The sequence below is a fragment of the Halodesulfovibrio oceani subsp. galateae genome (genome assembly GCF_055397225.1).
In genome coordinates this window covers 438374-462793 of sequence record NZ_AP042453.1, presented here as the reverse complement: position 1 = coordinate 462793, position 24420 = coordinate 438374, and the positions used below count along the sequence as shown (strand labels likewise).

22 protein-coding genes are annotated in these 24420 nt (G+C 44.9%); 11 read left to right on the top strand and 11 right to left on the bottom strand.

Annotation, left to right across the window (positions count from 1 at the left end; genetic code table 11):
• From ACZ5V1_RS01960 to ACZ5V1_RS01940, 5 genes are all read left to right on the top strand, one after another.
• A complete protein-coding gene (locus tag ACZ5V1_RS01960; protein WP_160714090.1) occupies nucleotides 1-498 on the top strand; it encodes a rubrerythrin family protein in 498 nt (165 codons plus the stop codon).
• Between the two features lie 429 nt (nucleotides 499-927).
• Entirely contained in the window at nucleotides 928-1422 is a 495-nt protein-coding gene (locus ACZ5V1_RS01955; RefSeq protein WP_464390356.1) for a rubrerythrin family protein, read from the top strand.
• 514 nt (nucleotides 1423-1936) lie between these two features.
• A complete protein-coding gene (locus tag ACZ5V1_RS01950) occupies nucleotides 1937-3778 on the top strand; it encodes a UbiD family decarboxylase (protein ID WP_464390355.1) in 1842 nt (613 codons plus the stop codon).
• Nucleotides 3779-3964: 186 nt separating this feature from the next.
• Complete coding sequence (locus tag ACZ5V1_RS01945) at nucleotides 3965-5452, top strand: UTP--glucose-1-phosphate uridylyltransferase (RefSeq protein ID WP_464390354.1); 1488 nt, start codon at nucleotides 3965-3967, stop codon at nucleotides 5450-5452.
• Nucleotides 5453-5572: 120 nt separating this feature from the next.
• The gene (locus tag ACZ5V1_RS01940) at nucleotides 5573-5995 is read left to right on the top strand and encodes a hypothetical protein (protein WP_160714082.1); all 423 of its coding nucleotides are present in this window, start codon (nucleotides 5573-5575) and stop codon (nucleotides 5993-5995) included.
• Between the two features lie 233 nt (nucleotides 5996-6228).
• Here the strand turns inward: ACZ5V1_RS01940 and ACZ5V1_RS01935 are convergent, their stop codons facing one another.
• Entirely contained in the window at nucleotides 6229-8772 is a 2544-nt protein-coding gene (locus ACZ5V1_RS01935; RefSeq protein ID WP_464390353.1) for a heavy metal translocating P-type ATPase, read from the bottom strand.
• Nucleotides 8773-8927: 155 nt separating this feature from the next.
• Between ACZ5V1_RS01935 and ACZ5V1_RS01930 the strand changes: the two genes are divergently transcribed.
• On the top strand, nucleotides 8928-9128 hold the full coding sequence (locus ACZ5V1_RS01930) for a heavy-metal-associated domain-containing protein (RefSeq protein ID WP_464390352.1): 201 nt from the start codon (nucleotides 8928-8930) through the stop codon (nucleotides 9126-9128).
• Between the two features lie 102 nt (nucleotides 9129-9230).
• Here ACZ5V1_RS01930 and ACZ5V1_RS01925 read toward each other — a convergent pair whose 3' ends face one another.
• Genes ACZ5V1_RS01925 through ACZ5V1_RS01915 form a run of 3 tightly spaced genes read right to left on the bottom strand, consistent with a single transcriptional unit; the run spans nucleotide 9231 to nucleotide 11559 of the window.
• On the bottom strand, nucleotides 9231-9962 hold the full coding sequence (locus ACZ5V1_RS01925) for an AMIN domain-containing protein (RefSeq protein WP_464390351.1): 732 nt from the start codon (nucleotides 9960-9962) through the stop codon (nucleotides 9231-9233).
• A gap of 27 nt (nucleotides 9963-9989) precedes the next feature.
• Complete coding sequence (locus ACZ5V1_RS01920) at nucleotides 9990-10793, bottom strand: tetratricopeptide repeat protein (protein WP_464390350.1); 804 nt, start codon at nucleotides 10791-10793, stop codon at nucleotides 9990-9992.
• Nucleotides 10794-10830: 37 nt separating this feature from the next.
• Entirely contained in the window at nucleotides 10831-11559 is a 729-nt protein-coding gene (locus ACZ5V1_RS01915; RefSeq protein WP_464390349.1) for a hypothetical protein, read from the bottom strand.
• A gap of 192 nt (nucleotides 11560-11751) precedes the next feature.
• Here ACZ5V1_RS01915 and ACZ5V1_RS01910 point away from each other — a divergent pair, with 192 nt between their 5' ends.
• From ACZ5V1_RS01910 to ACZ5V1_RS01895, 4 genes are all read left to right on the top strand, one after another.
• On the top strand, nucleotides 11752-12054 hold the full coding sequence (locus ACZ5V1_RS01910; RefSeq protein WP_464390348.1) for a hydrogenase maturation nickel metallochaperone HypA/HybF: 303 nt from the start codon (nucleotides 11752-11754) through the stop codon (nucleotides 12052-12054).
• 9 nt (nucleotides 12055-12063) lie between these two features.
• Entirely contained in the window at nucleotides 12064-12720 is a 657-nt protein-coding gene (hypB, locus tag ACZ5V1_RS01905; protein ID WP_464390347.1) for a hydrogenase nickel incorporation protein HypB, read from the top strand.
• Nucleotides 12721-12991: 271 nt separating this feature from the next.
• Nucleotides 12992-14227 carry a P-loop NTPase gene (locus tag ACZ5V1_RS01900; protein ID WP_464390346.1) on the top strand — a complete coding sequence of 412 codons (1236 nt, stop codon included), beginning with the start codon at nucleotides 12992-12994 and terminating at the stop codon, nucleotides 14225-14227.
• 155 nt (nucleotides 14228-14382) lie between these two features.
• Nucleotides 14383-15933, top strand: a complete 1551-nt coding sequence (locus tag ACZ5V1_RS01895; RefSeq protein WP_464390345.1) for a phosphoethanolamine transferase — start codon at nucleotides 14383-14385, stop codon at nucleotides 15931-15933.
• A 58-nt stretch (nucleotides 15934-15991) separates the two neighbouring features.
• On the opposite strand, the gene ACZ5V1_RS01890 is transcribed toward ACZ5V1_RS01895, so the two are convergent.
• The 7 genes from ACZ5V1_RS01890 to ACZ5V1_RS01860 form a co-directional block, all read right to left on the bottom strand.
• A complete protein-coding gene (locus ACZ5V1_RS01890; RefSeq protein ID WP_464390344.1) occupies nucleotides 15992-16861 on the bottom strand; it encodes a 4-hydroxybenzoate octaprenyltransferase in 870 nt (289 codons plus the stop codon).
• On the bottom strand, nucleotides 16858-18186 hold the full coding sequence (locus ACZ5V1_RS01885) for an HD domain-containing phosphohydrolase (protein ID WP_464390343.1): 1329 nt from the start codon (nucleotides 18184-18186) through the stop codon (nucleotides 16858-16860). The genes ACZ5V1_RS01890 and ACZ5V1_RS01885 overlap by 4 nt, the downstream gene beginning before the upstream one ends.
• 12 nt (nucleotides 18187-18198) lie before the next feature.
• Entirely contained in the window at nucleotides 18199-18990 is a 792-nt protein-coding gene (locus tag ACZ5V1_RS01880) for a MogA/MoaB family molybdenum cofactor biosynthesis protein (protein WP_464390342.1), read from the bottom strand.
• Between the two features lie 512 nt (nucleotides 18991-19502).
• Nucleotides 19503-20234, bottom strand: a complete 732-nt coding sequence (locus ACZ5V1_RS01875) for an amino acid ABC transporter ATP-binding protein (protein ID WP_464390341.1) — start codon at nucleotides 20232-20234, stop codon at nucleotides 19503-19505.
• On the bottom strand, nucleotides 20231-21241 hold the full coding sequence (locus ACZ5V1_RS01870; RefSeq protein WP_464390340.1) for an amino acid ABC transporter permease: 1011 nt from the start codon (nucleotides 21239-21241) through the stop codon (nucleotides 20231-20233). Before ACZ5V1_RS01870 ends, ACZ5V1_RS01875 begins: the two co-directional genes overlap by 4 nt.
• 209 nt (nucleotides 21242-21450) lie before the next feature.
• Nucleotides 21451-22272 (bottom strand): transporter substrate-binding domain-containing protein, encoded by an 822-nt coding sequence (locus tag ACZ5V1_RS01865; RefSeq protein ID WP_464390339.1) that lies wholly within the window; start codon nucleotides 22270-22272, stop codon nucleotides 21451-21453.
• A gap of 44 nt (nucleotides 22273-22316) precedes the next feature.
• The gene (locus ACZ5V1_RS01860; protein ID WP_160714052.1) at nucleotides 22317-22484 is read right to left on the bottom strand and encodes a hypothetical protein; all 168 of its coding nucleotides are present in this window, start codon (nucleotides 22482-22484) and stop codon (nucleotides 22317-22319) included.
• A gap of 512 nt (nucleotides 22485-22996) precedes the next feature.
• Between ACZ5V1_RS01860 and ACZ5V1_RS01855 the strand changes: the two genes are divergently transcribed.
• Entirely contained in the window at nucleotides 22997-24367 is a 1371-nt protein-coding gene (locus ACZ5V1_RS01855; protein ID WP_464390338.1) for an amidohydrolase, read from the top strand.
• Nucleotides 24368-24420 lie beyond the last annotated feature (53 nt).

Here is a 24420-nt window from a genome sequence, read left to right as displayed (position 1 = left end):
ATGAGTAAGACTGCTGAAAATTTGATGGCTGCATTTGCAGGTGAATCACAAGCCAACCGTAAATACCTTGCCTACGCTGCTAAAGCAGAAAAAGAAGGTCATCCACAGGTTGCAAAACTTTTCCGTGCTGCCGCGGATGCTGAAACCATCCACGCACATGCACACCTTCGCAATGCAGGACAGATAGGTACCACCCTTGAAAACCTCAAGGATGCCATCGCAGGCGAAACTCATGAATTTAAAAATATGTATCCAGAAATGATCAAGGACGCTGAAGCTGAAGGGCAAAAAGCAGCACTTCGCTTCTTCCAGTATGCCAACAAGGCGGAAGAGGTACACGCTACCTTGTATCAAAAAATGATGGATACCGTAGATAATCCGGTAGAAACCGACTATTACAACTGTTCTGTTTGCGGCTACACACACGAAGGGCCGTTTGAAGGTGATAAGTGCCCTATCTGTAACGCATCCCCTTCAGCGTTTTACAAAGTAGACTAGCACTTATACGCTGCCAATATGAGTATGTGCTGATAACGAAATACAAAAGCAGGAACCTGTACAACTCCACTTGTATTCAGGTTCCTGCTCTTTTTTAGGTGAAGCATATACATTGCTGCGGATACTTTCCAACAGACAATGTACGTCGATTCTACCCGTTTGCTGGGAAACCTTTAATGCCAGACGCTTTAAGGATAACCTCTGTCCTGTGGCAAATTAGGGTTTTCCAGCAAACCTTTTCCCTACTATTACAAAGCATACTACGCTGAATGTTTTGTAATGCTGTGAAGATAAATTTTTTCGAAGAAAAATAGAACTATATAAAAAAGTTATTTTTTTACTTTACAAACTTGATTGAGAAATATAAACAGTAATCATTCCTGTTAAGGAAGATCTAAATAACAAATAAACACACTTGTGGAGTGAATAATGTCCAAGACTCTTGAAAATCTCATGGCTGCTTTTGCTGGCGAATCTCAGGCTAACCGTAAATACCTTGCTTACGCTAAAAAAGCAGAAAAAGAAGGTCATCCTCAGGTTGCAAAACTCTTCCGTGCTGCTGCTGATGCAGAAACCATCCACGCACATGCACACCTTCGTAACGCTGGCAAAATCGGTGACACCGTTGCTAACCTTAAAGACGCAATCGCTGGTGAAACTCACGAGTTCGAAAACATGTACCCTGCAATGATCAAAGACGCTGAAGCAGAAGGCGAAAAAGTAGCAGCACGTTACTTCGGCTTTGCAAACAAAGCAGAAGCAATTCATGCTGGCCTCTACACAAAAGCTCTCGAGAACATTGAGAACCCAGTAGACGTAGATTACTACAACTGTTCCGTTTGTGGCCACACCCACGAAGGTGAAACTTCTGAAAAATGTCCAATTTGTGGTGCAGCAGCTTCTGCGTACAACAAAGTAGACTAATATAGATAATAAAACCGGATTTGTTTCCGGTACCAGTAGAAAGAGTTACTGCCACTGGCACCTCTTACTAAACTGAGCGCGAGCCCCTCTTTATCAACGTGATAGAGAGGGGTTTTTCTATAAGAATGGACACAGCTGTTTGGCCTTCCATCATTCCATACATCTGCTACTCAAGTTTCTTGCGGGTGGACATGCTTTACTCTATTATTCCGCAAAATCTTCATACGTAGTACCATTACGGCAAACCAAGAATACAGAACATGGACAACGCCCTCCCGTTACAGGCATAATAAATCCGTACAGCACACAGGCGCGGGCTCGGTACTTCAACGAATATCCTTGAAAGTGTTTTACGTAGCGCCAGTCTACCGCAGGCCAATTTCCCAACCCGTTGGGAATAAAATGCCTTAGGAGACGCCGCAATATGCAGAGGGACTCACCCTGCACGCGGCACACATTCTTGGTATACCAGTAGTGTTTTCTTCAACCCAGCTTGATATAAAAGGAAGTTCTTTTGCGATACAGAAATACACAGCAGCTTATTGCTGATCTGGAACAAAGTGGGCAGCTCATACGCATCCATGACGAAGTTGACCCGCATCTGCAAGTGGCTGAAATCCAGCGCCGTGCTTTTCGTGCAAAAGCACCTGCAATCATGTTCACCAACGTAAAAGGCACCAAATTCCCCATGGTCTGCAATATTTTCGGCACCATGGAACGCACCCGTTGGATCTTCCGCGACACTTTGCGCGCACTGGAAGGCATTTTCAAGCTGAAGGTTGATCCGTTCGATTTCTTCAAGCATCCATGGAAGTATGCCGGTGTTCCACGCGCTGGGTACTCCACAATACCTAAAAAGGTAAAAACTGGGCCTGTACTGGACAACACCACCACAGTAAGCCAACTTCCGCAGTTACATTCATGGCCTATGGACGGTGGCGGCTACGTCACTCTTCCGCAGGTATATACAGAAAGTCCGGACAAACCAGGTTTCATGAATTCAAACATCGGCATGTACCGTGTGCAGCTCACAGGTGCTCCGTTTGAAAAAGATAAAGAAATTGGCCTGCACTACCAGATTCATCGCGGAATTGGCTACCACCATGCCGAAACAATCCGCCGTAATGAGCCACTCAAAGTAAACGTGTTTGTAGGTGGTCCTCCTGCCATGACAATGGCGGCTATTATGCCGCTACCAGAAGGCATTGCAGAACTTATTTTTGCCGGTGCCCTCGGTGGGTTCCGTATGCCTATGATCAACCGCGAAGGTCAGCTTCCAATCCTTGCTGAGGCAGATTTCTGCATCTGCGGCACAATCTACCCTAACGAGCAGAAGCCAGAAGGACCATTCGGCGATCATCTGGGCTACTACAGCCTCGCGCACGACTTCCCGCTCATGCATGTAGACAATGTCTACCATCGCAACGATGCTGTCTGGCCATTCACAACTGTTGGGCGCCCTCCACAGGAAGATACAATATTCGGTGAATTTATTCATGACCTCACCGCAGAACTCGTGCCTACAGTTTTCAACGGTGTGCACGAAGTACACGCAGTTGATCAGGCGGGTGTACATCCCCTCCTTCTTGCCATTGGTAGCGAACGATATGTCCCGTACGCAGAAGAACGTCAGCCGCAGGAACTTATCACCTGTGGCCTGTCACTGCTCGGCACAACACAGACCTCACTTTCAAAATACGTAATCCTTGCGGCAAAAGAAGATAATCAAGGACTTACCACGCATAACTACAAAGAATTTTTTACGCATATGCTTGAGCGTACAGACTTTGCGCGTGATTTCCATTTCATAACACGCACGACAATCGACACACTCGACTACACAGGAATCAGTCTTAACCAAGGCTCCAAACTTATCTGGACAGCTTGCGGTCCCGTAAAACGTACACTTGGTTCAAGCATTCCATCTCACTTCACTCTGCCGGAAGGCTTTAGTGATGCCAAAATGTTCATGTCCGGTGTCATTGTTGTCAAAGGACCTAAACATACCGCTGCACGTGACGAACACGACGACGCAATGTTCCGCCTTGCAGAACACCTGAAAAGCATCGGTAAGCTTGACTCACTCCCGCTTGTCGTGGTTGCGGATGATGCAGACTTTACCGCTGCCAACTGGGACAACTTCCTCTGGGTAACATTCACCCGTTCTGACCCTGCCACAGATATGTACGGTGCTGGCTCATTCACCCACTGCAAACACTGGGGTTGTGCAGGACCCGTTGTTATTGACGCCAGACTCAAATCCTTCCACGCTCCGGCACTGGAAGAAGATCCGGATATAACGAAATCCGTCGATAAAATGGCAGCCAAAGGTGGCAGCCTGCATAATATCATTTAGATAAAGAGCCTGCGGTGTTGCCATTCACCGCAGGCTCTTTTCTATATTCTCCGCCTTCAAGCGACTCCTTTTTCACAAAGATTATACTTCCAGCTTCTCCTCAGTGTGGTAGTGGGTAAATTCATCCGTAATTTCATGCCATTGTACCGTGTGAGATATAACTAGTTTTGTGAAAAGGGAGTCAACATGACTACATCCGGTTCTCGCAACACACATTCAAAAGCAACTGTTCGCAGTGAAAAGTTTTCAAATACACCGGAACAACAATATGATTCCGCATCCACTCTCGCTGCCTACGCCGAAAAAATGCGCGAAGAGGGAATGCCAGCGAAAGTCATTGACCTGTTCACAAGCTATTTAGCAGATGTATCCGAACTCGCGACTGGGCATATTCCAGAGATGCACATCTCACCGATAACACAATCACATCTCAAACATATTGATGCGCTGGATAAATACGAAGAAGCAGGAAAAGCCATTGCTCACGAAGCCGTTGCTATTAAATTAAATGGCGGGCTGGGCACAAGCATGGGAATGCAGTTTGCTAAGTCCCTGTTGCCTGTCAAAGATCATATGTCATTTCTGGACATCACAGTTAAGCAGGCTATTGCGTGGCAGGAACAGTACGGCGGTCCACTTCCGTTGGTACTCATGAACAGCTACAACACGCATACTGATACGCTCAGTGAATTACGGCACATGAGTGGATTATCCCAGCTACCGCTTTGTTTTGTTCAACATAAATTTCCTAAAATACGTCAAGATACATTGATGCCCGCTGAGTATCCCGATAACCGTGAATACGAATGGAACCCTCCCGGACACGGCGACATTTACGCATCGCTCTATCTTTCAGGTGTGCTCGAAACACTTATCCGGCAGGGACGTAAATACGCACTCGTGTCTAACATAGACAACCTTGGTGCTACGTTAGACATGCGCATGTTAGGCTATATGGCTGAAGAACAAGTTCCGTTTCTTATGGAAGTTACCGAGCGCACAAAAAACGACAGCAAAGGCGGACATCTCGCAAAGCATAATAACGGACGTCTTATCTTACGCGAAGTCAGTCAGTGTCCTGAATGCGATCTGGAAGAATTCCAGAACATCACACGCCATCGTCTTTTCAACACCAACAATATTTGGATTAACCTTATTGAATTGAAAAACACCCTGCATCAGTTCGGACTTCCGAAGCTTCCGCTTATTTTAAATCCTAAAACAGTAAACCCGCACGATGAATCCTCTACTCCGGTGTATCAAATCGAAAGTGCCATGGGCGCAGCAATCTCTCATTTTGTAAATGCACAGGCCATCGTAACGACTCGTGACCGGTTTATCCCAGTTAAACGCACTGACGACCTACTTAAGGTTATGTCAGACTATTACCTACTCGATCCCTCCGGCACGCTCAAATTAAATGAAGCAAACATCGCGAAAAACCTTCAGGTAAACCTCGATCCTCGATACTACAGCAAATTCGACAACATCTATGAAAAATTCAAAGAGGGTGTACCGTCTCTTGCCTCGTGCACTAAGCTTGGTATTTCCGGCGATATTATCTTCAATCCTTCCATATCGCTCGTAGGCGACGTCAACATAGACAATCAGACAGGCAATGTTCTGCTAATGCCGGAAGACATTACGCTACAAGGGACAGTAGACATCAAATAGGTATGCCCGATAGATAATTGCAATACTTTTCAAGCTATCTTACTTCTATATTGATATTTTTATTTCGGACTCGGTACACTCCGAAGATTTACCCCAGAGACACATGGGAGGTTCTTCTGTATGCCGCAAGTAGCCGCTCGTATCACAAACGAACAGGAAAAATGGCTGAAAGACTACTTCCGCACAAAAAGTGCCGGAGCAGAATTCATCCTGCCTTGGGTTGTGGATACCTTTTTCCGTGCAATCACGTCCATCAAGCACAGCTTTTCTGACAGTGAACTTGCGCTCATTATCGCTGCGCACAAAAATCTACGAATTCAGCCGGACAATTCCAGCGGAGACTACTTGCGTCTGCGCGTTGAAGATGCCTGCAACACCAATCAGCTACATAACGTATACGGCATCAGCAGAGAAACACTCGAAGCAAAGCTCTGCCGACTCAACAACACCGATGCCGCCGCACTCATGGTATGGGCTGCCGCCTTCTGGGTGAGTAAAAACTGCTCTGCCGACAATATTTCAGAATACATCAAGCAATATTAGGCACAAAAAAAGGTGACGCCATAAGCGCCACCTTTTCTGTAGGTATGTTTTTTTTGGGAGGGGAGTGCCTCCGGCGGGCGGGGTCTTGCCCCTGCACCCCACAAGAGGGACGCCCTCTTGACTGCGATTATGGCCGATTCTTTTTGGGTGGATACGCACGATCTTTCGAACAGGAGAGCATCCGTCACTTTTGGCAGCAGCTCTAAGGTACTATGAAAGATATATTCGTGAAGCTACTCTTTTGGCTTAAACCATCGCAAGCGGAGTGCATTAGAAACAACCGAGACTGAACTTAACGCCATAGCGCCTCCAGCAATCATCGGGGACAATGTCGGACCATTAAACAACGCGAACAACAGCCCCATTGCTACGGGAATTCCAAGAGTGTTGTAACCGAATGCCCACACGAGGTTTTGTTTAATATTCCTAACAGCTACGCGGCTCAGTTCAACCGCAGTGATCACACCAGTTAATTCACCGGACATAAGCACCACATCACCAGCCTCAACAGCCACATCAATGCCCGTTCCCATGGCAATGCCCACATCAGCAGTAGCTAACGCGGGAGCATCGTTGATGCCGTCACCAACCATAGCAACGAGCTTTCCTTCCTTCTGAAGATCAATAATAGTATCGCTTTTATCTTCCGGATGAACTTCAGAAATAACAGTATCAATGCCCGCCTGCTTTGCCATTGCAGCTGCTGTAATGCTGTTATCACCTGTAAGCATAACAACAGAAACACCACGTGCCTTCAGTCGAGAAACAACAGAAGCTGCCTCCGGCTTAATAGTATCTGCCACAGCAACGAGCAACGCAGGTTTATCATCAACGGCCATGACAAGAGCTGTACGGCCTTGCAATGCCTGCTTCTTCATTCGTTCCATAACATCCGTATTCTGATCTACTCCGGCATAAGCGGCGTTACCAATACGAATGGTTTTACCATCCACCGTGCCGTAAATACCTTTACCGGATTCTGCGGTTACATCCTGCGTTTCGAGTAACTCTACTCCACGCTCTTTTGCACCCTTCACAATGGCAGTTGCCAGTGGATGCTCTGAAAGACTTTCAAGGGATGCAGCATACGTCAGCGCAGTCTTTTCATCGATTCCATTCAATGATTCCACATGAACAAGCTCAGGCTTACCATGTGTAATTGTGCCGGTCTTATCGAAAACAACAGTTTGAACACGCCCTGTCTGTTCCAACGCTGTGCCGTTTTTGAACAAAACACCAAGTTGTGCACCGCGTCCTGTAGCAACCATGATAGATGTCGGTGTTGCAAGTCCCATGGCGCACGGGCAAGCAATAACCATTACAGCCACAAATATCCGTAACGCAAACGGGAACGATGCTCCGGCAATAAGCCATGCAAGACCGGAAAGTAGCGCAATGCCCATAACAATCGGTACAAAATACAAGCTGACCGTGTCAGCCATGGATGCAATCGGCGCTTTGGAGCCTTGAGCATCCTGTACGACACGAATAATTCGAGAAAGAACAGTATCTGCACCCACATGCTCTGCTTTCATAGTCAAAACGCTATGAGTGTTTACAGTACCACCAGCAAGAGAATCTCCAACTGTTTTTGAAACAGGCAAAGATTCACCCGTCAGCATGGATTCGTCCACACTTGAGGAACCTTCTACAATACTACCGTCAACCGGAATACGTTCACCCGGGCGAATGAGTAGAATGTCACCTGCGGCAACTTCTGTTGCAGGCACTGTCTGCTGCTCTCCATCTACAATACGGATAGCGGTATCAGGTGTTAACTCCATCAAACCTTTAATAGCATCTGATGTGTGCGCGCGGGATCGTGTTTCAAGGAATTTACCAAGCGAAACAAGTGCAATCAGCACACCGGCTGCCTCAAAATACAAATCCATAACACGAGCCATGACATCAATACCGAGATAAATTTCTACGGTTCCCCAAAGGCTGTAAGCAAACGCTGCGCCTGTTCCCACAGCAATGAGCGAATCCATATTCGGAGCGCCCCTGAAGAGATTTTTGAAACCGTGTATATAGAAATCACGCCCTGACCACATGATAGGGATAACCAAAATCAATTGGATAAGGGAAAAAGTTCTTGGTGAAGAGTGAGGAGCCAACCACTCAGGCAGACTGATTCCTGCCATTTCTGTCATGGCAATAATCAATAAAAGGGAAGCAAAGAAAATTTCTGGAATCAGCTTAGCTTTCATTTCAGCAAGGCGTTCCCGCATAGACTCCTGCTGATCTTCCCACATAGCGGTCACGTCCTGCGCACCACCGTCTTCGGCTTCCTGCAATGTTGCACCAAAGCCTAGCATGGCAACTTTCTCGGAAAATGCTGTTACTGCGGAATCTTTATCAATATCAGCGGCAGGGGTTACTCTGGCTGACTCTGTTGCAAGGTTCACCTCAACAGCTGCAAATTCCGGCATCAGCGCTGTAACTTTTTCAATACGTGCAGAACATGCGGCACAATGCATTCCTGAAATTGAAAAGCGCAGTGTTCCACCGTTATCAGAACTTGTTTCCGGTACCACCACTTCGTATCCTGTATCAGCAACCTTTTGCACTATGTCAGCAACGTTGATCTTCGAAGGATCAAACTCTACCTGCATAGAATCGGTGGCCAAGTTTACGGCAATAGTGGTAACTCCCTGCACCTCTGAAACACCCTTTTCAATACGGGCGGCACAAGAAGCACATGTCATACCTTTTACAGGCATGGTGACCTTACGAAGTACCTTTGGATCAATTGACTCGATATGGTTATCAGTCATAACAAACCTCATTTTTTCGAACAGATACCATCACATATGTTCAGTACCGGAACAAAAAAAGCTTGAATAGTTGAGCGATATTAAATGATTCGGTATGCTACGCTTGAGACTGAGTTAATACAATTCTTTTTAAACAGTTGCATGAGGATTATATAATGCCAGCAATTACTGTTACCGGAATGTCCTGCCAGCACTGCGTAAGCGCAGTTACCAAAGCTCTTGAAGCTATTGATGGAATTTCCGATGTTACTATTGATTTGCTTTCTGGAAAAGTAGAATGGAAAGAATCTACCCCTGTTCCTATGGAAACCATCGAAGGTGCCGTTACTGGAATCGGGTTTGAAATTAAAAAATAGCTGTACCATGCAGCAATAAAAAAAAAGAGCCGGAATACTCCGGCTCTTTTTTACAACCATTTTTATTTTTTGAATAAACAGGGAAAGTTCAGCGTACCCGCCCTATTTCATAAGTATTGATAATGTGCCGTTGGTCTGAGTTGCAGACCAGTTAGGTGGAAGCGTCCCTTTCAAATCAAGAACAATACGGACTCGATCGTCATGACGTCCCAAGCGTACAGTCTTAACCAGACCATCCTGTATAACCTTCGGTGCAGGCAACTCTTCACTAAACCGCCCAACCACATCTACAACGAACCTGTCTGGCTCTTTCAATCCAAAAATTTTGTACGTAAATTTATTTACAGCAAATACTGTAAGCTTTTTATCCGCATACGAAACAGAAACGAGAGGCGGAAGCTCATCACCCTTTTTCTTAGCAACCACATTTTCAGGCGAGGTTACAGTTTCTTGCTGTGAAGGTTTTTTTTCGACCGCTGGTCGAACCTCTGCAATCGTCACCGTTTTGGTAACAAGAGTAAGCATTTTTTCTGTATCTGCCTTCGGGGGTGTAACGGCGGTTGCTTTCGATGCAGAAGCTGGGGCAACTTTCGCAGTGGGTGACGTTGTGCTACTCACATCAGAAACGGCTGATGCTAGAGTGTCCGACGTACTTTTGTCGATAACAACTTCTTGCAACGCCTTACTTTCCTGTGCGCCGACATTCACTGCCAGTTGAGAGGACGCCTTACTGGAAATGGTGTACGAATCTCTCATTATCCATTTATTATAGCCAATAAGAACAGTCCCGACCACAAGTGCCAATAAAATCAACATCGAAATATTGCGGTTCATGCATCCTCCCCTCAGCGGTTACACCATCTATTTTGCTGCTCGTCCCTCACTGCGTACATACTCAAGAAAGCGCTGTGCCGATTTCAAGTTTTCATTAAGCGCAATCGCACGGTTCAAGTATCGAATGGTATTACCATAATCACCCATATCATAATACACTCGGGCGACGTTAAATAACGCATGATCATCTTTTGGACTAAGTTCAACAACACGAAGCTGGTGCTGCAATGCTGCGGCAGGTAACTTCTGTTTGCGCAAGTCTGAACCAAATCCAGCAAATACGTGCTTGTGTTCCGGCAAAACACCGTCTTTTGAATCTGCCAACTTGGTAAGCAACTTTAATGCATTACGCCTGTCTCCACTCTCAAGAGCATCAAGCGCTTTTTCAAAGTCTGCCTTCAAATTTTTTGCTACATTTTCCGGAGTTTTTTGTTCACGGGCAAAAGCTTCAGCCTCTTCACGGGCAATATCAAGAGCCTTTGAAGAAGAAACAAGCTCCGGAGTAACATCCGCACCATGCTTGTCTTTAAGAACAAACATATACGGCTCATCCGGCAAAGAGCGTGCTTCATGCTCCACCAGATGCGCATGGGCAAGCACTTGCGGCTGCAACAGAACATCCGGTTCTTTAATAAACCTGTGAATAAAGTCTTCAACCCTAAGACGATACTGCTTTCCGGCAACAGTACGCTGCGCAGACAGTGCTTGAATCATTACAGTGTCGTTATCTGTAAACCAGACAAGCCAGTAGCGTTTTACCTGTTCTGTTAACGCAGTCCCCTGCTCAGACTCAAGTGTGGAGTACACACCTTTATATTCTAATTGCAACACAACGTACTTCCTAATGACGTTCGAATTACTGTGGATATTACCTGTTTTTTATTGCCTGCAAAAATTTTTGAGCAGGCTCAAGCTGTGGATTTGCCACAAGAGCACGATGCAGCCATCTTTTACAATCGGCCATTTTTCGCAAATCATAATAAACGCGTGCAATGTTATAGCATAGATGATCATCATTAGGAGAAAGCTCCGCAGCTTTCAAGTAATGTTTCAATGCTATTTCAGGCTGTTGTTCTTTTCGTAAACGCTTTCCAAAATCATTAAATAAATGTTTATGCTTTGATTTCCACGGTACATCTTTATCTGGAACAGCCAGCAACATCCGGCGACCTTGCTTTAAATATCCGCTGCGAAGCATTGTCATGCCTCTATCAAATTTCTCCGTAGCCTCTTCTTCTTCTAACTTTAAGCCCGTCTTCTTGGCTCGATGAGTGGGCACTCTTGACAGCAACGCATTTGTCTCATTAGCGGAAGCTGTGTTTTGCAGTTGAAGGTCCTGCTGTGCTGTACTCACATTAGTAGATTGTACAGCAACGGCTAACAGACCTGGTTCAAACACATATTCCTGTTCAAATTCTTCAAGTTCTACAACTCGCTTATCACCAATTGGAGTTAAGTTACTTGTGAGAAGCTGAACCTCTACGTTGCCTTCTGTCCCTATACTCGCGTACCAATATCTCTTCGAAATGCTCTTACGTCTCGTTGCACCCGACCCAATCCAAAGATTGGACGAGGTGCGATAAACACCTTCTGTCATCTATTGCCCCCAATATATGCACTTATAATGTATCTAACCCCTATCATACCCGTTTTGTCTTGAAAACAGCATGTTAGGACATCAAACTAGTATTTTAAAAACATTGTGGACGGTTAATATGTTTTCCTTTACGTTTCTGACATGCATGAAATGGCAATAGCAGCAAGTCTAATTGATATCGTCAAGGAAGAGATGGCAAAGCATAATGCCTCTAAATTGCTTATGGTTCGAGTTTGTTACGGTAAGCTGACTAACCTTGTGCCCGACGCACTTTCGTTTGCCTTTGAAGTACAAACCAAGCAAAGCCCTTTAGAAAATGCTGAGCTGGAACTTAAAGAAATTCCTGTCACTGTTACTTGTGGTGAATGCTCAAAAGAGTTCACACCGGAGGGAACGGATCTATTTTATATGCCGTGTCCGTCGTGCGAAAATTTATTCGGCCACGCAGTGCTTACAGGAAAAGAACTTTACGTAGATCATCTTGAAGCGGAGTAAATAATCCCAATGGAAATCCCAGTAGTACGCAACATACTTGAAGCGAATGACAAAATCGCAGTAAATTTAAAAGAACTCTTTGCCGAGCACGGCATTCTTGTTCTTAACCTCATCAGTTCACCTGGCGCGGGCAAGACATCTATTCTTGAACGCACTCTTACAGACCTTAAAGGTGAATTTAAGATGGCTGTCATCGAAGGTGACTGTCAGACAGATAATGATGCCCGCAGAGTTGCAGAAACTGGAGCTAAAGCTGTTCAGATCAATACTGACGGCGGCTGCCACCTTGACAGCAACATGATTACTGCTGCACTCGCTAACTTTGATATGAACGAGATCGATATTCTGTTCATTGAAAACGTCGGCAACCTTGTTTGTCCTGTTGAATTTGATTGCGGCGAAGATTTTAAAGTCGCTCTGCTCAGCGTCCCTGAAGGCGACGATAAGCCAGAGAAATATCCGGCCTTATTTGAAAAATCTTCAGCAATGATTCTGAACAAATGTGACCTGCTCCCATACGTTCAGTTTGATGTTGAACGTGCAATGCAGTTTGCTACTCAGTTGAACAAAGACATGCCAATTTTCCAGACTTCCTGTACTACCAGCGAAGGTCTCGATACATGGTACGACTGGCTGCGCAAAGCACATGCCGGAAAACAAAAATAGCATCTGACACCTGATATTTCGTATACAGGTAGTTCTTGAATATATGCCCCCGTATCACGGGGGTTTTTTTTCACCAAAGTTTGACCTTAGTAGTGCTAGCATCACCAAATAAAACCAAAGTACATAAAAAAAACACGTTGGCCTCTGGACAACCCATATGTTAGTGACTACTGACTTTATACTTAGATTTCACACAATCTGCCTTAATTAATCGCCGCACTGGACAGATTGTTTTTTTCAACGCGGCATATTCTACTGTTTGGAGACCAACATGAGTACTGACTGCAGCAGTGGTGACTGTTCTTCCGGTTCCTGCGGCGGAGCACCTACTGAATTAGATGCTGGCGAAGCACGGATGAAACGAACCATCAGCCGTATTAAACATAAAATTGTTGTTATGTCCGGCAAAGGTGGTGTTGGTAAAAGTACCGTTGCGACCAACATCGCTATCGGTCTTTCACTTGCTGGTAAAAAAGTCGGCTTGCTCGACGTAGACGTACACGGCCCTAGTGTGCCTCGTCTGTTAAGCATGCGTGATTCCAAAGTGCATATCGAAGAGTCCTTCATTGAACCTATCGCATGGAGCAAGAACCTCTCTGTTATGTCTCTGGGCTTCTTACTGCCTAACTCCTACCAGCCTGTTGTATGGCGTGGTCCTGTAAAAATGGGTTTTATCAAACAGCTTCTTTCTGATGTTGTTTGGGGCGACCTTGATTACATGGTTGTTGACTGCCCTCCGGGTACTGGCGACGAGCCTCTTTCCGTTATGCAGCTCCTTGGCAACGACGCACAGGCAGTTATCGTAACAACCCCACAGGGTGTTGCTATCGATGACGTACGCCGCTCCGTTACCTTTGTAGGTGATGTTGGGAATCAGGTACTTGGTATTATCGAAAACATGAGCGGCATTGTGTGTTCACAGTGCGGCAATGTTGAGAACATCTTCGGCAAAGGTGGCGGTAAAGACCTTGCTAAAGAGGTTGGCGTACGCTTCCTCGGTGACATTCCACTTGATCCGGAAGTTGTTCGTTCCGGCGACGAAGGTTTCTCACTTCTTACTGTAAAGCAAGATAGCCCGACAGCTCAGAGCTTCCAGAAAATTCTTAAACCGATCCTTATGCTTGATGACGGCGCAGAACCAGCTAACAAACTGCACCCGATTCTTCCACCGCATAAAGGTACAATTAAAATCGCACTGCCTGTTACCAAAGGTACCCTGTCCCCATCCATGCATTTGGCTGAACAGTACATTATCGCAGTAGCAGATGCAGAGACTAAAAAGATTGTATCTACAGAAACCGTTGATGCTCCAGCATACGAGCCAAAAGCAGCAGCTTCTTTCCTCGAACGCCTTGATGCAGGATATGTTCTGGCAAAAGACGTACCGCAGGACGCATGCGATGCATTGAAAGAAAAACATATCTCCCTTGTTAAAGGCATCACTGTTAATGCACCTGTGGCAGTAGTGACTGACTTTATTGAAGGAAAATTGTTAGCCGCTGGTTAAGTAACTATTTTTTAATGATCACGCTGATAAGCAACTCCTTTTCCTAGTTGAAAAGGAGTTGCTTTTATTTTTTATGACAGGCAATCTGAGCAAGTTTCTCAAAACAAATTTCATAATAAAATCTTAGATTACAGACAGTTCAAGGAATTCTAGAGATGTTAGTATTCGATAATAAGTATCTTTCAGCGATTCTTGCTATTGCATTTTCAGCGATGATGCTTCCAGACTTGATGAGGCTTCCTTACCTTTATGCTATCCCGTCTGTAATCTACCTACTGTGCTTCAACTTTTGCGTGATGTATATAATCTCTCAGGTGCGTGGTCTTGCCAGTATACTTATTCCACCCATCTTTTTCGTAAGCGCGCTCACTAGCTACTTCCACGGTATCTACCGAATTAAAATCGATAAAGAGCTCCTCTTTCTTCTGCTGGAAACAAACAGTGGAGAAGCCGGTGAATTTGTAACATCCAAGCTCCTTATGTTTGGAGCAATAGCGTTACTATTCTCATTCATTCTCGGATATTTATTGAAGCGTTCCACTGGCAAATTTCAAATTAAGACACTTGCTTTATTGTTGCTATTTATTGTACCCGCAACCGTTCTTCTGGGTAAATTCAAAAAAACACCCCAAGTACAAACAGTTCGTCCAGTTGTGGCAATTAAATATGTATTTCCATATTGTGTATTCAACGGACTCGCAGAATTTTCTGGGCAGTATGCAAAAAACATTACCCAAAACGAACTTATCGGTTCAGCAGAACTTGATTCACTAGCCTTGAAGCAAGAAACGCCGTTGCAGGTTATTGTCATCATCGGCGAATCAGCACGAGCAGATAGATTTCATTTTAACGGATACCCTCGCGAAACGACTCCGCGCCTTAGTAATGAAAAGAACTTTGTTAACTTTGGTGCCATTACTTCTTTCGCTGCCTACACACGTCTTTCTGTTCCAGCCATGATCACCCCTGCAACATTAGCAAAACCTGAAACCACCATGGATTCCTACCTCGGAGTCTTTAAGAAACATGGTTTCAAAACAACATGGCTGTCTGCAAACGACCGTTTCACAAGTAACGACACCCCTACTACGAATGCTATCGGCGAAATTGACCAAAAATTATTTCGAAACAAATTTGGGCGTACTTCATATAATAAATTCCATGACGCCATGCTCCTTGAGCCCCTAAAGGGCGTGCTTAAAAACGCCTCAGTTAACCAAGCAATCACTATTCATACTCGTGGTAGCCACGCAAATTACGCTGCACGATATACAAAAGAATTTAAAAAATTTCTTCCAGATAACTATGGCGAAGATATGCAGATAGACATGGTTAACAATGCATATGACAACAGTATTCTTGCCACTGACGCTTTCATCGGATCGATTATCGACCTTGTCCGCAGCAAAAATGCAATAGTTATTTACAGTTCAGACCACGGTGAATCTCTCGGCGAGGAAGGTCGTTTCGGGCATGGTGACCCCGACATTATTGAGCAACGAGAAGTTCCATTTTTTGTATGGTACTCAGACACCTATAATATGCTTAATCCGGATCTAGTTGCAGCATTAAAGAAACAGCAAGGTGCTAAACTTTCCCATGATGTGTTCTTTCCATGGGTCATTAACTTAGGGGGAATACTGCTCCCACATAGTACGCAACCTGTTCTTGTTACATCCAGAAACGTGCAGGCTCTACAAGAATAAAAAAAGGGAGAAGCTGATTATCAGCTTCTCCCTTTTTCATTTCTATAAAGAAAATATATTACATGTAAATGCCAGCAAGCGCGCCTACAAAAAGCATTACAGAAATGAATCCGTTCATTGTGAAAAATGCCATATTCACACGGCTCATATCGTCGGCACTGATAATGGAGTGTTCCCAGTAAAGGATACCGGAAACAACAGCCCACACAGCAAAATAAGGCCATCCAAGCCCTGCTGCCCAGCCGCCCATCAGGAACATCATTGATGTTACCACATGACAGAATGATGAGATAACAAGAGCTGATTCAAGACCAAAATGTGCAGGAACTGAATTCAGCCCTACTGAACGATCATACTCAGTATCCTGGCAGGAATAGATAATATCGAATCCTGCAACCCAGAACAAAATCCCCCACGCAAACAACACAGCAGGAACTGTAAACTGCGGATCAACACTAATCCAACCTGCTAGTGGTGAAAGCGCAAGTACAGCTCCAAGCCAGAAATGACAAAGCCATGTAAAGCGTTTGAGAAGACTGTAAAACGCAGCCACAAACAGCGCGATGGGCGAAAGTTTAAAACTAAGGTCATTTATAAAGAAACAGGCAATCACGAAAATTGCAGCCATAATCGCGATGAACACCCATGTTTGCGTTGGTGAAATCTCACCCGTCACAAGAGGACGCTGCTGGGTACGCGGATTTTTTGCATCAAACGGTAAATCAATTACCCTGTTGAATGCCATTGCAACAGAACGCACAGCCACCATTGCTACTGTGAGCAACAAAAACGGCTTTAACGAAGGAAATCCGCCAGCCGCAATAAACTGTCCAAGATACGCAAATGGAAGCGCAAAAACTGAGTGCTCTATCTTGATCATTCGGCACACAGCGCCAAACTTCTCAAGGGGTGTTGAAGCCGAACTCATGAAACATCCTTAGCGACAATACCGTACTTGTTGTACAGTACTTTTGAATAGTTAGAAAAATGCTCGAGGGCTTGGGTCTGCCCTTTACAACGCAATTCATTGATCTCATCATATCGCTCAATGAGCACTTCAACAACAATAGGATCAAGTTTATTTGAATCGCCAAGCTGGCGTAAAACTTTTGTTGTCTGCTTAAAGTCCATACCGCCACGATACGGACGATCTTCTGTGATCGCAGTAAACACGTCTGCAACCTGAAGAATACGAGATCCCAGTGAAATATCTTTACCTGCAATCCCTCTTGGATAACCGGTTCCATCTAATCGTTCATGATGCTGACACGCCCAGTCACGGATCACTTCCAGCCCCGGGATACCGGAGAGAATATGTTCTGTGTACGTTGCGTGACGCTGAATAATAGCAAATTCTTCCGTTGTTAACCGACCGTTCTTTTCCAGAAGTGCTGCTGGAACTGCAAGTTTTCCGATATCGTGCAAGCGTCCTGCAATCTGGAACAAAGCCTGCTCGACTTTATTAAATCCAAGCCAACGTCCAAGCACACTGGATGTTACAGCCACGCCTTGTGAATGCGTAGCGGTAAAACGGCTACGAAAATCAATAACTTTAGCGAACAAACCAGTAAAGTCCAAGACGCCTTCAGCATCAAGGATATCAGAGTCGAACTGTGTCGAAAGATTTAGGGATTTTTCTGTGCGTTCAGAGTGTAGCCGGTGGAAGTAATTACGTTTCGATTCAGCTTCACGCAGCGCTTCAATATAGTCAGGATTAAACATTGTGCCGGAATGCTTACGGCACAACTCAATTAAAACCGGAAGCTGGTGTCTCACCGGACGGTCTCGACGGGTATGAACATCAATGTAATCAGCTAAGTTAATAATATTACTGATTTCATAATGTTTATTCATACCCTGCAATTCTTCCCATGGGGTATGATGATACTCCACAAGCTTAGAAACATCCTGTAACTTTTTCGATGAACTTATGATCACCGAGCCAGCTATAGAATGTTTAATTGTATCATCTTCAAATAAGAGAGAATCTACAGCGGGATATAGCGAAACAGCGCCGATGTCGTGCAGCATAGCCGCAAGAACAACATTGCGTTTCTCAAAGCTGCTCAACCCATAGCACTCAGCTATGCGCGACGCATAAAAACCGACATTAGTATGATGCCCCGCAAGAGTTTGCGAAACCATATCCAATGACCGAGCTAATGCGCTGACAAGATCGAACAACCGAACTTTAAAATTACTACCTTCTGTAAAAGCTAGCCCCGGCCCCTGACACTCATGCTGAAATACCACAGCTTCTCCTACCTAGTTCCCGCAATCAGCTGGGTCGCCCTGAAGTTTGGCAATGGTGTGACCAAACGCAGGAAGAACTGCCTCTAAATTTTCTGCAACTGCCTTTGTACTTCCCGGCATATTCACAATCAAAGAAGTACCTAAAGTACCTGCGATCGCGCGTGACACAACAGCATGCGGAGTTTTCTTCAAACTCGCTGCCATCATTGCTTGTTCAACCCCGCGAAGGCGACGATCAATAACCTTAACAGTTGCTTCAGGTGTAACATCACGAGGAGAAACCCCGGTGCCGCCTGTTGTTAAAATCAGATCGAATTTTTGGTGCAGCGCCAAATCAACAAGTAGCTGACGCAGCTGTAATTCTTCATCCGGAATCATGTATCCGCGAACATATGCAAGCTCGTACTTATCCCGAACAATTGTTTCAATTAAAGGACCACTCGCATCCTCACGCTGCTTACGCGCCCCTTTGTCAGAAAGCGTAACCCACGCGAGACTCAACGCTTCTTTTGTGGGAGTAACGGAACAGGAAGCCCCTTCATCAAAACCGGAAAGCATCTTTACCCACATGCCTTCAACAGAATGTATGCCGTTATGCGAAGGAAAATATCCATTCTGAACGACTATGCAGCAAGGCTTTCCAGCATTATCTGTGGCAACAAATGTAGTGCCCACAGGAAAGAATGCAGGAGGCAAAGGAGTATTAATGCTCGCTGCGAGATCAGCGTCTTCACCAGTTCTACCGATGAAAACAATATCACCCTGAGCTAACACCTGTAATGCTGTAAGAGAATATATATTCATGTATTTTCGGCTGCAATATATTGCAGGTCAGTTTTCTTCTACATTTTTTAATGATCGCATAAGGCCGTGCAGTATTACATTACGTTAAGTCAGTAACGCTTACGACAAAACATACTACCATCAAGCACTGAGGCTCAACAGCTTATTATTGTACTGTTTTTAACTGACAATAACAGCGTTCACCCTTTGCAACCCAGAACAACTATATCAACCTTAATCCAGTTTGCTATCCTAGTGAAAATTTACAACAAAAACAATACACGTTTTTGTTACTTTCTTACTAAAATAGTAAAAAAAAATGAAAGAACTGTTTTCGTAGCAACCTAATAAACTTAACAAATCTTTTATTTCAACCAGTAAAAATCTAAGTCTAAATAATTTCATACAACGTCAGTACGGAAGCTATTAGCCTTGCGTTACGGATTGAGCACATAAAAATTGCAAAAAAAAGAACGGACTCAAATTGAGGCCGTTCTTTTTCTTTACCAAAAGCTGTTTAACTTACAGATGTCTTATAAAATCTGACTCAGGAATAATTTGGTGCGTTCGTGTTCCGGATTCGTAAAGAAATGCTCAGGCGTACCCTGCTCAACAAGCATACCCGCATCCATAAACACAACACGGTCTGCTACTTCACGGGCGAAGCCCATTTCATGAGTAACAACAACCATAGTCATGCCTTCTTTTGCGAGGTTTTTCATAACATCAAGAACCTCACCAACCATCTCCGGATCAAGGGCGGAGGTAGGTTCATCAAACAACAACACTTTTGGGTCCATTGCTAAGGCACGGGCAATAGCAATACGCTGCTGTTGCCCACCGGAAAGCTGATCCGGATACACATTGTATTTATGTGCAAGACCAACTTTTTCAAGCAACTCCATACTCTTTTTCTCTGCATCTTTCTTAGAGCGCTTGCGCACAGTCATCTGCGCCATAGTGATGTTATCAAGCACGCTCATATGAGGAAAAAGGTTGAAGGACTGGAACACCATACCAACTTCTGCACGAATTTGGTTAATGTCGCAGTCAGGATCAAGAACCTCGGTGCCTTCAATGGTAATGGAGCCACTGTTAGCAAATTCCAAACGGTTCAGACAACGCAGGAAGGTTGACTTACCAGAACCGGAAGGGCCGATAACAACAAGCACTTCGCCCGCTGCAACATCCAGAGAAACATCTTTAAGAGCATGCAGTTCTTCTGGAATGTAGAAATATTTATTAACATTCTTCGCGCTGATCATCGAACCGCTCTCCTTTCAAGGTACTGAATCGCCACAGAAAGGGCAAAAGTAAGAACAAGGTACATAATAGCACAGGAAATCCACAGCTCGTATGACATAAGGGACGAACTAATAACTTCTCTGGTCGCCTTGGTGAGTTCTCGCACAGCAATTACGCCGAGCAGTGAAGAATCTTTAACAAGGCTGATAAATTGCCCCGCAAGCGGAGGAAGAATACGACGAAAGGCCTGAGGAAGAATAACCTTACGCATAGCCTGTGTCCCACTCAAACCCAGTGCTCGCGCAGCTTCGCTCTGACCGCGATGGACTGACTGTACACCCGCACGAACGATTTCTGCCACATATGCACCGGTAAAAATAGCCAATGCAAATACACCGTACCATAATGCAGGGATTGCGTTCAGGCCGATCTTATCAAGCATGGCGTTAACAAGAGATCCAACGACAAAATACCAGAGGAAGATCTGAACAAGTAATGGTGAGCCACGAATAAATTCAACATACGTGATGGAAAGCCAACGCAAACAAGGGTTTTCCGAAATTCGCATTAAGCCGGAAAGAATCCCCACGACAATGCCAAGGATAATAGCAAGCATGGAGACTTTCAGTGTTACGAAAGTAGCCTCGAGCAAAATACCCGGCTGACTTACGCGATACTCAGCAAGAGTATCACCCATGTATACGTAATCACCTTCAACCATGAAAATATTAGCATGAGGTGGCAACTGAACGACTTCGTCGTAATTGCCATCTTGAACAACAAGTGTATAACCTGCAGCTGTTTTATCAATCTTAACCAGTTCGCCTTCAGCTTCAGATCGAACTTCAAGATCTTTATCAAGCCAGAAATACTGAGGCACCTGTTCCCAGCGCCAGTTGTAATCTACAAAATCTGCAGCAGCATAAATAAAGCCGAGACCAAACAGGCAAATTGCCACAAACATGGCTTTCCAAAACAGGAAATAGCCCGGCTTTTTAGGACGATCAAGTCCTGTATAATTCATCATCTGCGTATCCTTATCTCAACACGTTACAAACAAGTTCCATAAAACAGTAAACCTTCCGGCTTCATATCACGCTGTGTATACCACAGCGGGTCATGAAATCAGAAGGAAGCTTTGCCTTCAAGTATATACACTGTCCCTGTAGTACAGGTGAGCGTGACAGCGGAATAAAAGGGATCGGCCAAAGCCGATCCCTTAGTAGACAAAAAAAACTATTTCTTCAACTGGGATTTCCAAGCTTCAGAACGGAACCATTTGTCGTAAAGACGCTGGTAACGACCGTCGTTTTTAAACTGGAAGATGAAGTTGTTAAGGAAGTTAGCAAAATCAGGATCGCCCTGTTTGTAACCAATTGCCATAGGCTCAAAGGTGAAAGGATCGTTCAGTACGAACACTTTGCCTTTACCCTGAACAGAAGCGATGTTTTCGAGAGCAGGAATGTCGAAAACAAAAGCATCAGCACGGCCGGAAATAACTTCCATGCCGCAGTCTACTTCTTTCTCAAAAGATTTGTAGGTTGCTTTTGGCAGGTATTTTTTAACAGCTTCTTCACCGGTAGTACCAAGACGGGAAACAACAACGTACTTAGGATCGTTCAGCTCTTTGTAACGAGCAATTTTACCCTGAAGTTTGTTGGAAACCATAACGCCCTGACCCATGAGGAAGTATGCATCGGAAAAACCGATCTGCAAGTTACGCTGCTGGGTAAGAGTCATACCGGAGATGATAACATCAAATTTATTAGAGAGCAGTGAAGGAATAATGCCGTCAAAGTCGGTGTTAACCGGCACAAATTTCACGCCCATAGATTTTGCGAGCTCTTTGCCAAGATCGATATCAAAACCGATGTAACGGCCACTTTTATCAGTGATTTCAAAAGGAGCATAACTTGCGTCAAAACCAACGCGAAGTTCGCCACTTTTAAGAATTTTGTTGATTGTGGATTTCTTAGCAATTTCAATATCAGCCGCAGAAGCAGGTGCAGCAAGCATTAAAGTTAATGCGAGCACCATAAGTACTTTTACAAATTTCATCCCTATTCTCCCATAATAAATAAAAAAGATATAACCACTAAGAGTTAGTATTTCCCTTCGGTCAAAACTTCCTTAATGACCATCTCCCGCTTGCACTTGTCGCATTTCGGCATTGGCTCTTCGGGAACAGCGATAATTTGAGTTTTACGGCATATTGGACATATAACCTCAACAAACTCACGCTTATAACGATCTTTAAGTACTCGTCCCATACCTACTAACTCCTTACAGAAAAAATGACACTTGAGCATTACGCTAAAGGCATTCCCTCAACGTTTTTAACATATATGTAAAACTTGAATAAAATCAAGCTTCACAAACAGCCTTCCTGCTTCAAGTCATTCTTCAATGGTTAACCAAATAAAAGCCACATCGGATTCCCTCCTAGTATACTGCAATCATACAATTAAGATATGTACAGCATATAGGTCCGACACCGGCGGCAACAGCTGTTTCCCGCAGCTTGGTTGCCGATTGATATGTGTAGTATATTCACTCCCTAACGTCCACTCCAAAACGCGCTGATCCGCATTATTCTTGCGTTGGAGCAGACTTGATCCGTTTTATTCTACCTCAATATGTCTCGTACAATGTCTCACTATATGTTGAATTGACAGTATGCACTCTCAGGCATATTGCCCTCGTGACTTTTCGATGCTGTTGCCTGCAAAGGTCAGTTCCAAACAGCATATTTTTTTATGAACGATCCCTTCGCGGAGGACACATGTCGCAAGTACTTTTGAGCAATGCGCTCATTCTTTCCATGAACGAAAATCGAGAAATGTTCGTCAACGGCGACATTCTCATTACTGATGACCGCATTACTGCTATCGGCGCAATTGCTCCGCACGATCTTGCTCCTGATGCAGAAGTTATTGACTGCACAGACTCCATCGTTATTCCCGGCTTAATCAACACACACGTGCATTTGTGTCAGCAACTAGGTCGCGGGCTCGGTGACGACGTAGATCTTCTCACATGGCTGCATGAACGCACATGGCCGTATGAGTTGGCTATGACCGAAGAAGACGTAGAAATTTCCGCTCTTGCCTGTTGTGCAGAGCTTATCCGCTCCGGTGTCACTTGTTTTGCAGAACCGGGTGGACAGCACGTTGATGCAATGGGACGTGCCGTCACCAAAGCCGGCATCCGCGGCATCCTTGCCCGCTCCACTATGGACTGTGGCGAAGGTATCCCTGAAGATAGACAGGAAACAACAGACGAAACTCTTGATATCCAGCTCGACCTCATCAAACGCTGGAACGGTGCCGAAAGTGACCGTATTCGCTGCTGGTTCGGGTTACGCACGATTTTCAACAACTCAGATGAACTTATTGTACGCACCAAAAAACTTGCAGATGAATTGAATGTCGGCGTCCACATGCACGTGGCTGAGATTAAGGAAGAAGTAGAATTTGTCCGCGAAACGCGCGGATCAACAACGGTTGAGCATCTCGCCAAACTCGGCGCACTCGGCCCTAACTTTCTTGCAGTACACACAGTATGGCTTACAGAAAATGAAATAGCTCTCTTCGCCAAGCACGATGTAAAAGTATCTCACAATCCGGGTGCAGCAATGCGCGTACTGGGATTTGCTCCAGTACCGGAAATGCTTAAACAAGGGATCTGCGTCACCATTGCAACAGATGGTGCACCGTGCAACAACCGCATGGACATGATGGACGAATTGTACCTTACTGCACTCATCCATAAAGGTCGTACCCTCGACCCAACGACTGTCCCTGCAGAAACCATTCTGGAAATGGCAACAGTCAACGGCGCAAAAGCACTGCTTTGGGACGATCAGATCGGTTCACTAAGCGTAGGCAAAAAGGCAGACCTTGCTATCATCAAGCCATCTCTTATGCCCGGTTCTGTTCCTGTACATGACCCTGTCTCCAGCCTTGTCTACTCCATGCATTCAACAAACGTTACCCACACCATGTGTGACGGTAAATGGTTGATGAAGGACAAAGAGATTCTGACATTTGATGAAAAATCGCTGTTGAAAGATGCACAACAACACGCAGACGCCATCAGGAAACGGGCCGGCATTACGCTTAAACCGCGCTTCCCCGTTGTCCACGTTCGATAACATACGAAAAGCCCATGTGATTAATCACATGGGCTTTTTTTGCAGAACAGGGC

What these genes read in the sequence shown, in the direction of transcription:
- ACZ5V1_RS01915 (WP_464390349.1), bottom strand. Translation starts at nt 11,559, where the DNA reads ATGACAGAAGGTGTTTATCGCACCTCGTCCAATCTTTGGATTGGGTCG.
- ACZ5V1_RS01900 (WP_464390346.1), top strand. Translation starts at nt 12,992, where the DNA reads ATGAGTACTGACTGCAGCAGTGGTGACTGTTCTTCCGGTTCCTGCGGC.
- ACZ5V1_RS01880 (WP_464390342.1), bottom strand. Translation starts at nt 18,990, where the DNA reads ATGAATATATATTCTCTTACAGCATTACAGGTGTTAGCTCAGGGTGAT.
- ACZ5V1_RS01930 (WP_464390352.1), top strand. Translation starts at nt 8,928, where the DNA reads ATGCCAGCAATTACTGTTACCGGAATGTCCTGCCAGCACTGCGTAAGC.
- hypB (WP_464390347.1), top strand. Translation starts at nt 12,064, where the DNA reads ATGGAAATCCCAGTAGTACGCAACATACTTGAAGCGAATGACAAAATC.
- ACZ5V1_RS01935 (WP_464390353.1), bottom strand. Translation starts at nt 8,772, where the DNA reads ATGACTGATAACCATATCGAGTCAATTGATCCAAAGGTACTTCGTAAG.
- ACZ5V1_RS01890 (WP_464390344.1), bottom strand. Translation starts at nt 16,861, where the DNA reads ATGAGTTCGGCTTCAACACCCCTTGAGAAGTTTGGCGCTGTGTGCCGA.
- ACZ5V1_RS01855 (WP_464390338.1), top strand. Translation starts at nt 22,997, where the DNA reads ATGTCGCAAGTACTTTTGAGCAATGCGCTCATTCTTTCCATGAACGAA.
- ACZ5V1_RS01870 (WP_464390340.1), bottom strand. Translation starts at nt 21,241, where the DNA reads ATGATGAATTATACAGGACTTGATCGTCCTAAAAAGCCGGGCTATTTC.
- ACZ5V1_RS01875 (WP_464390341.1), bottom strand. Translation starts at nt 20,234, where the DNA reads ATGATCAGCGCGAAGAATGTTAATAAATATTTCTACATTCCAGAAGAA.
- ACZ5V1_RS01910 (WP_464390348.1), top strand. Translation starts at nt 11,752, where the DNA reads ATGGCAAAGCATAATGCCTCTAAATTGCTTATGGTTCGAGTTTGTTAC.
- ACZ5V1_RS01860 (WP_160714052.1), bottom strand. Translation starts at nt 22,484, where the DNA reads ATGGGACGAGTACTTAAAGATCGTTATAAGCGTGAGTTTGTTGAGGTT.
- ACZ5V1_RS01960 (WP_160714090.1), top strand. Translation starts at nt 1, where the DNA reads ATGAGTAAGACTGCTGAAAATTTGATGGCTGCATTTGCAGGTGAATCA.
- ACZ5V1_RS01865 (WP_464390339.1), bottom strand. Translation starts at nt 22,272, where the DNA reads ATGAAATTTGTAAAAGTACTTATGGTGCTCGCATTAACTTTAATGCTT.
- ACZ5V1_RS01955 (WP_464390356.1), top strand. Translation starts at nt 928, where the DNA reads ATGTCCAAGACTCTTGAAAATCTCATGGCTGCTTTTGCTGGCGAATCT.
- ACZ5V1_RS01940 (WP_160714082.1), top strand. Translation starts at nt 5,573, where the DNA reads ATGCCGCAAGTAGCCGCTCGTATCACAAACGAACAGGAAAAATGGCTG.
- ACZ5V1_RS01895 (WP_464390345.1), top strand. Translation starts at nt 14,383, where the DNA reads ATGTTAGTATTCGATAATAAGTATCTTTCAGCGATTCTTGCTATTGCA.
- ACZ5V1_RS01945 (WP_464390354.1), top strand. Translation starts at nt 3,965, where the DNA reads ATGACTACATCCGGTTCTCGCAACACACATTCAAAAGCAACTGTTCGC.
- ACZ5V1_RS01925 (WP_464390351.1), bottom strand. Translation starts at nt 9,962, where the DNA reads ATGAACCGCAATATTTCGATGTTGATTTTATTGGCACTTGTGGTCGGG.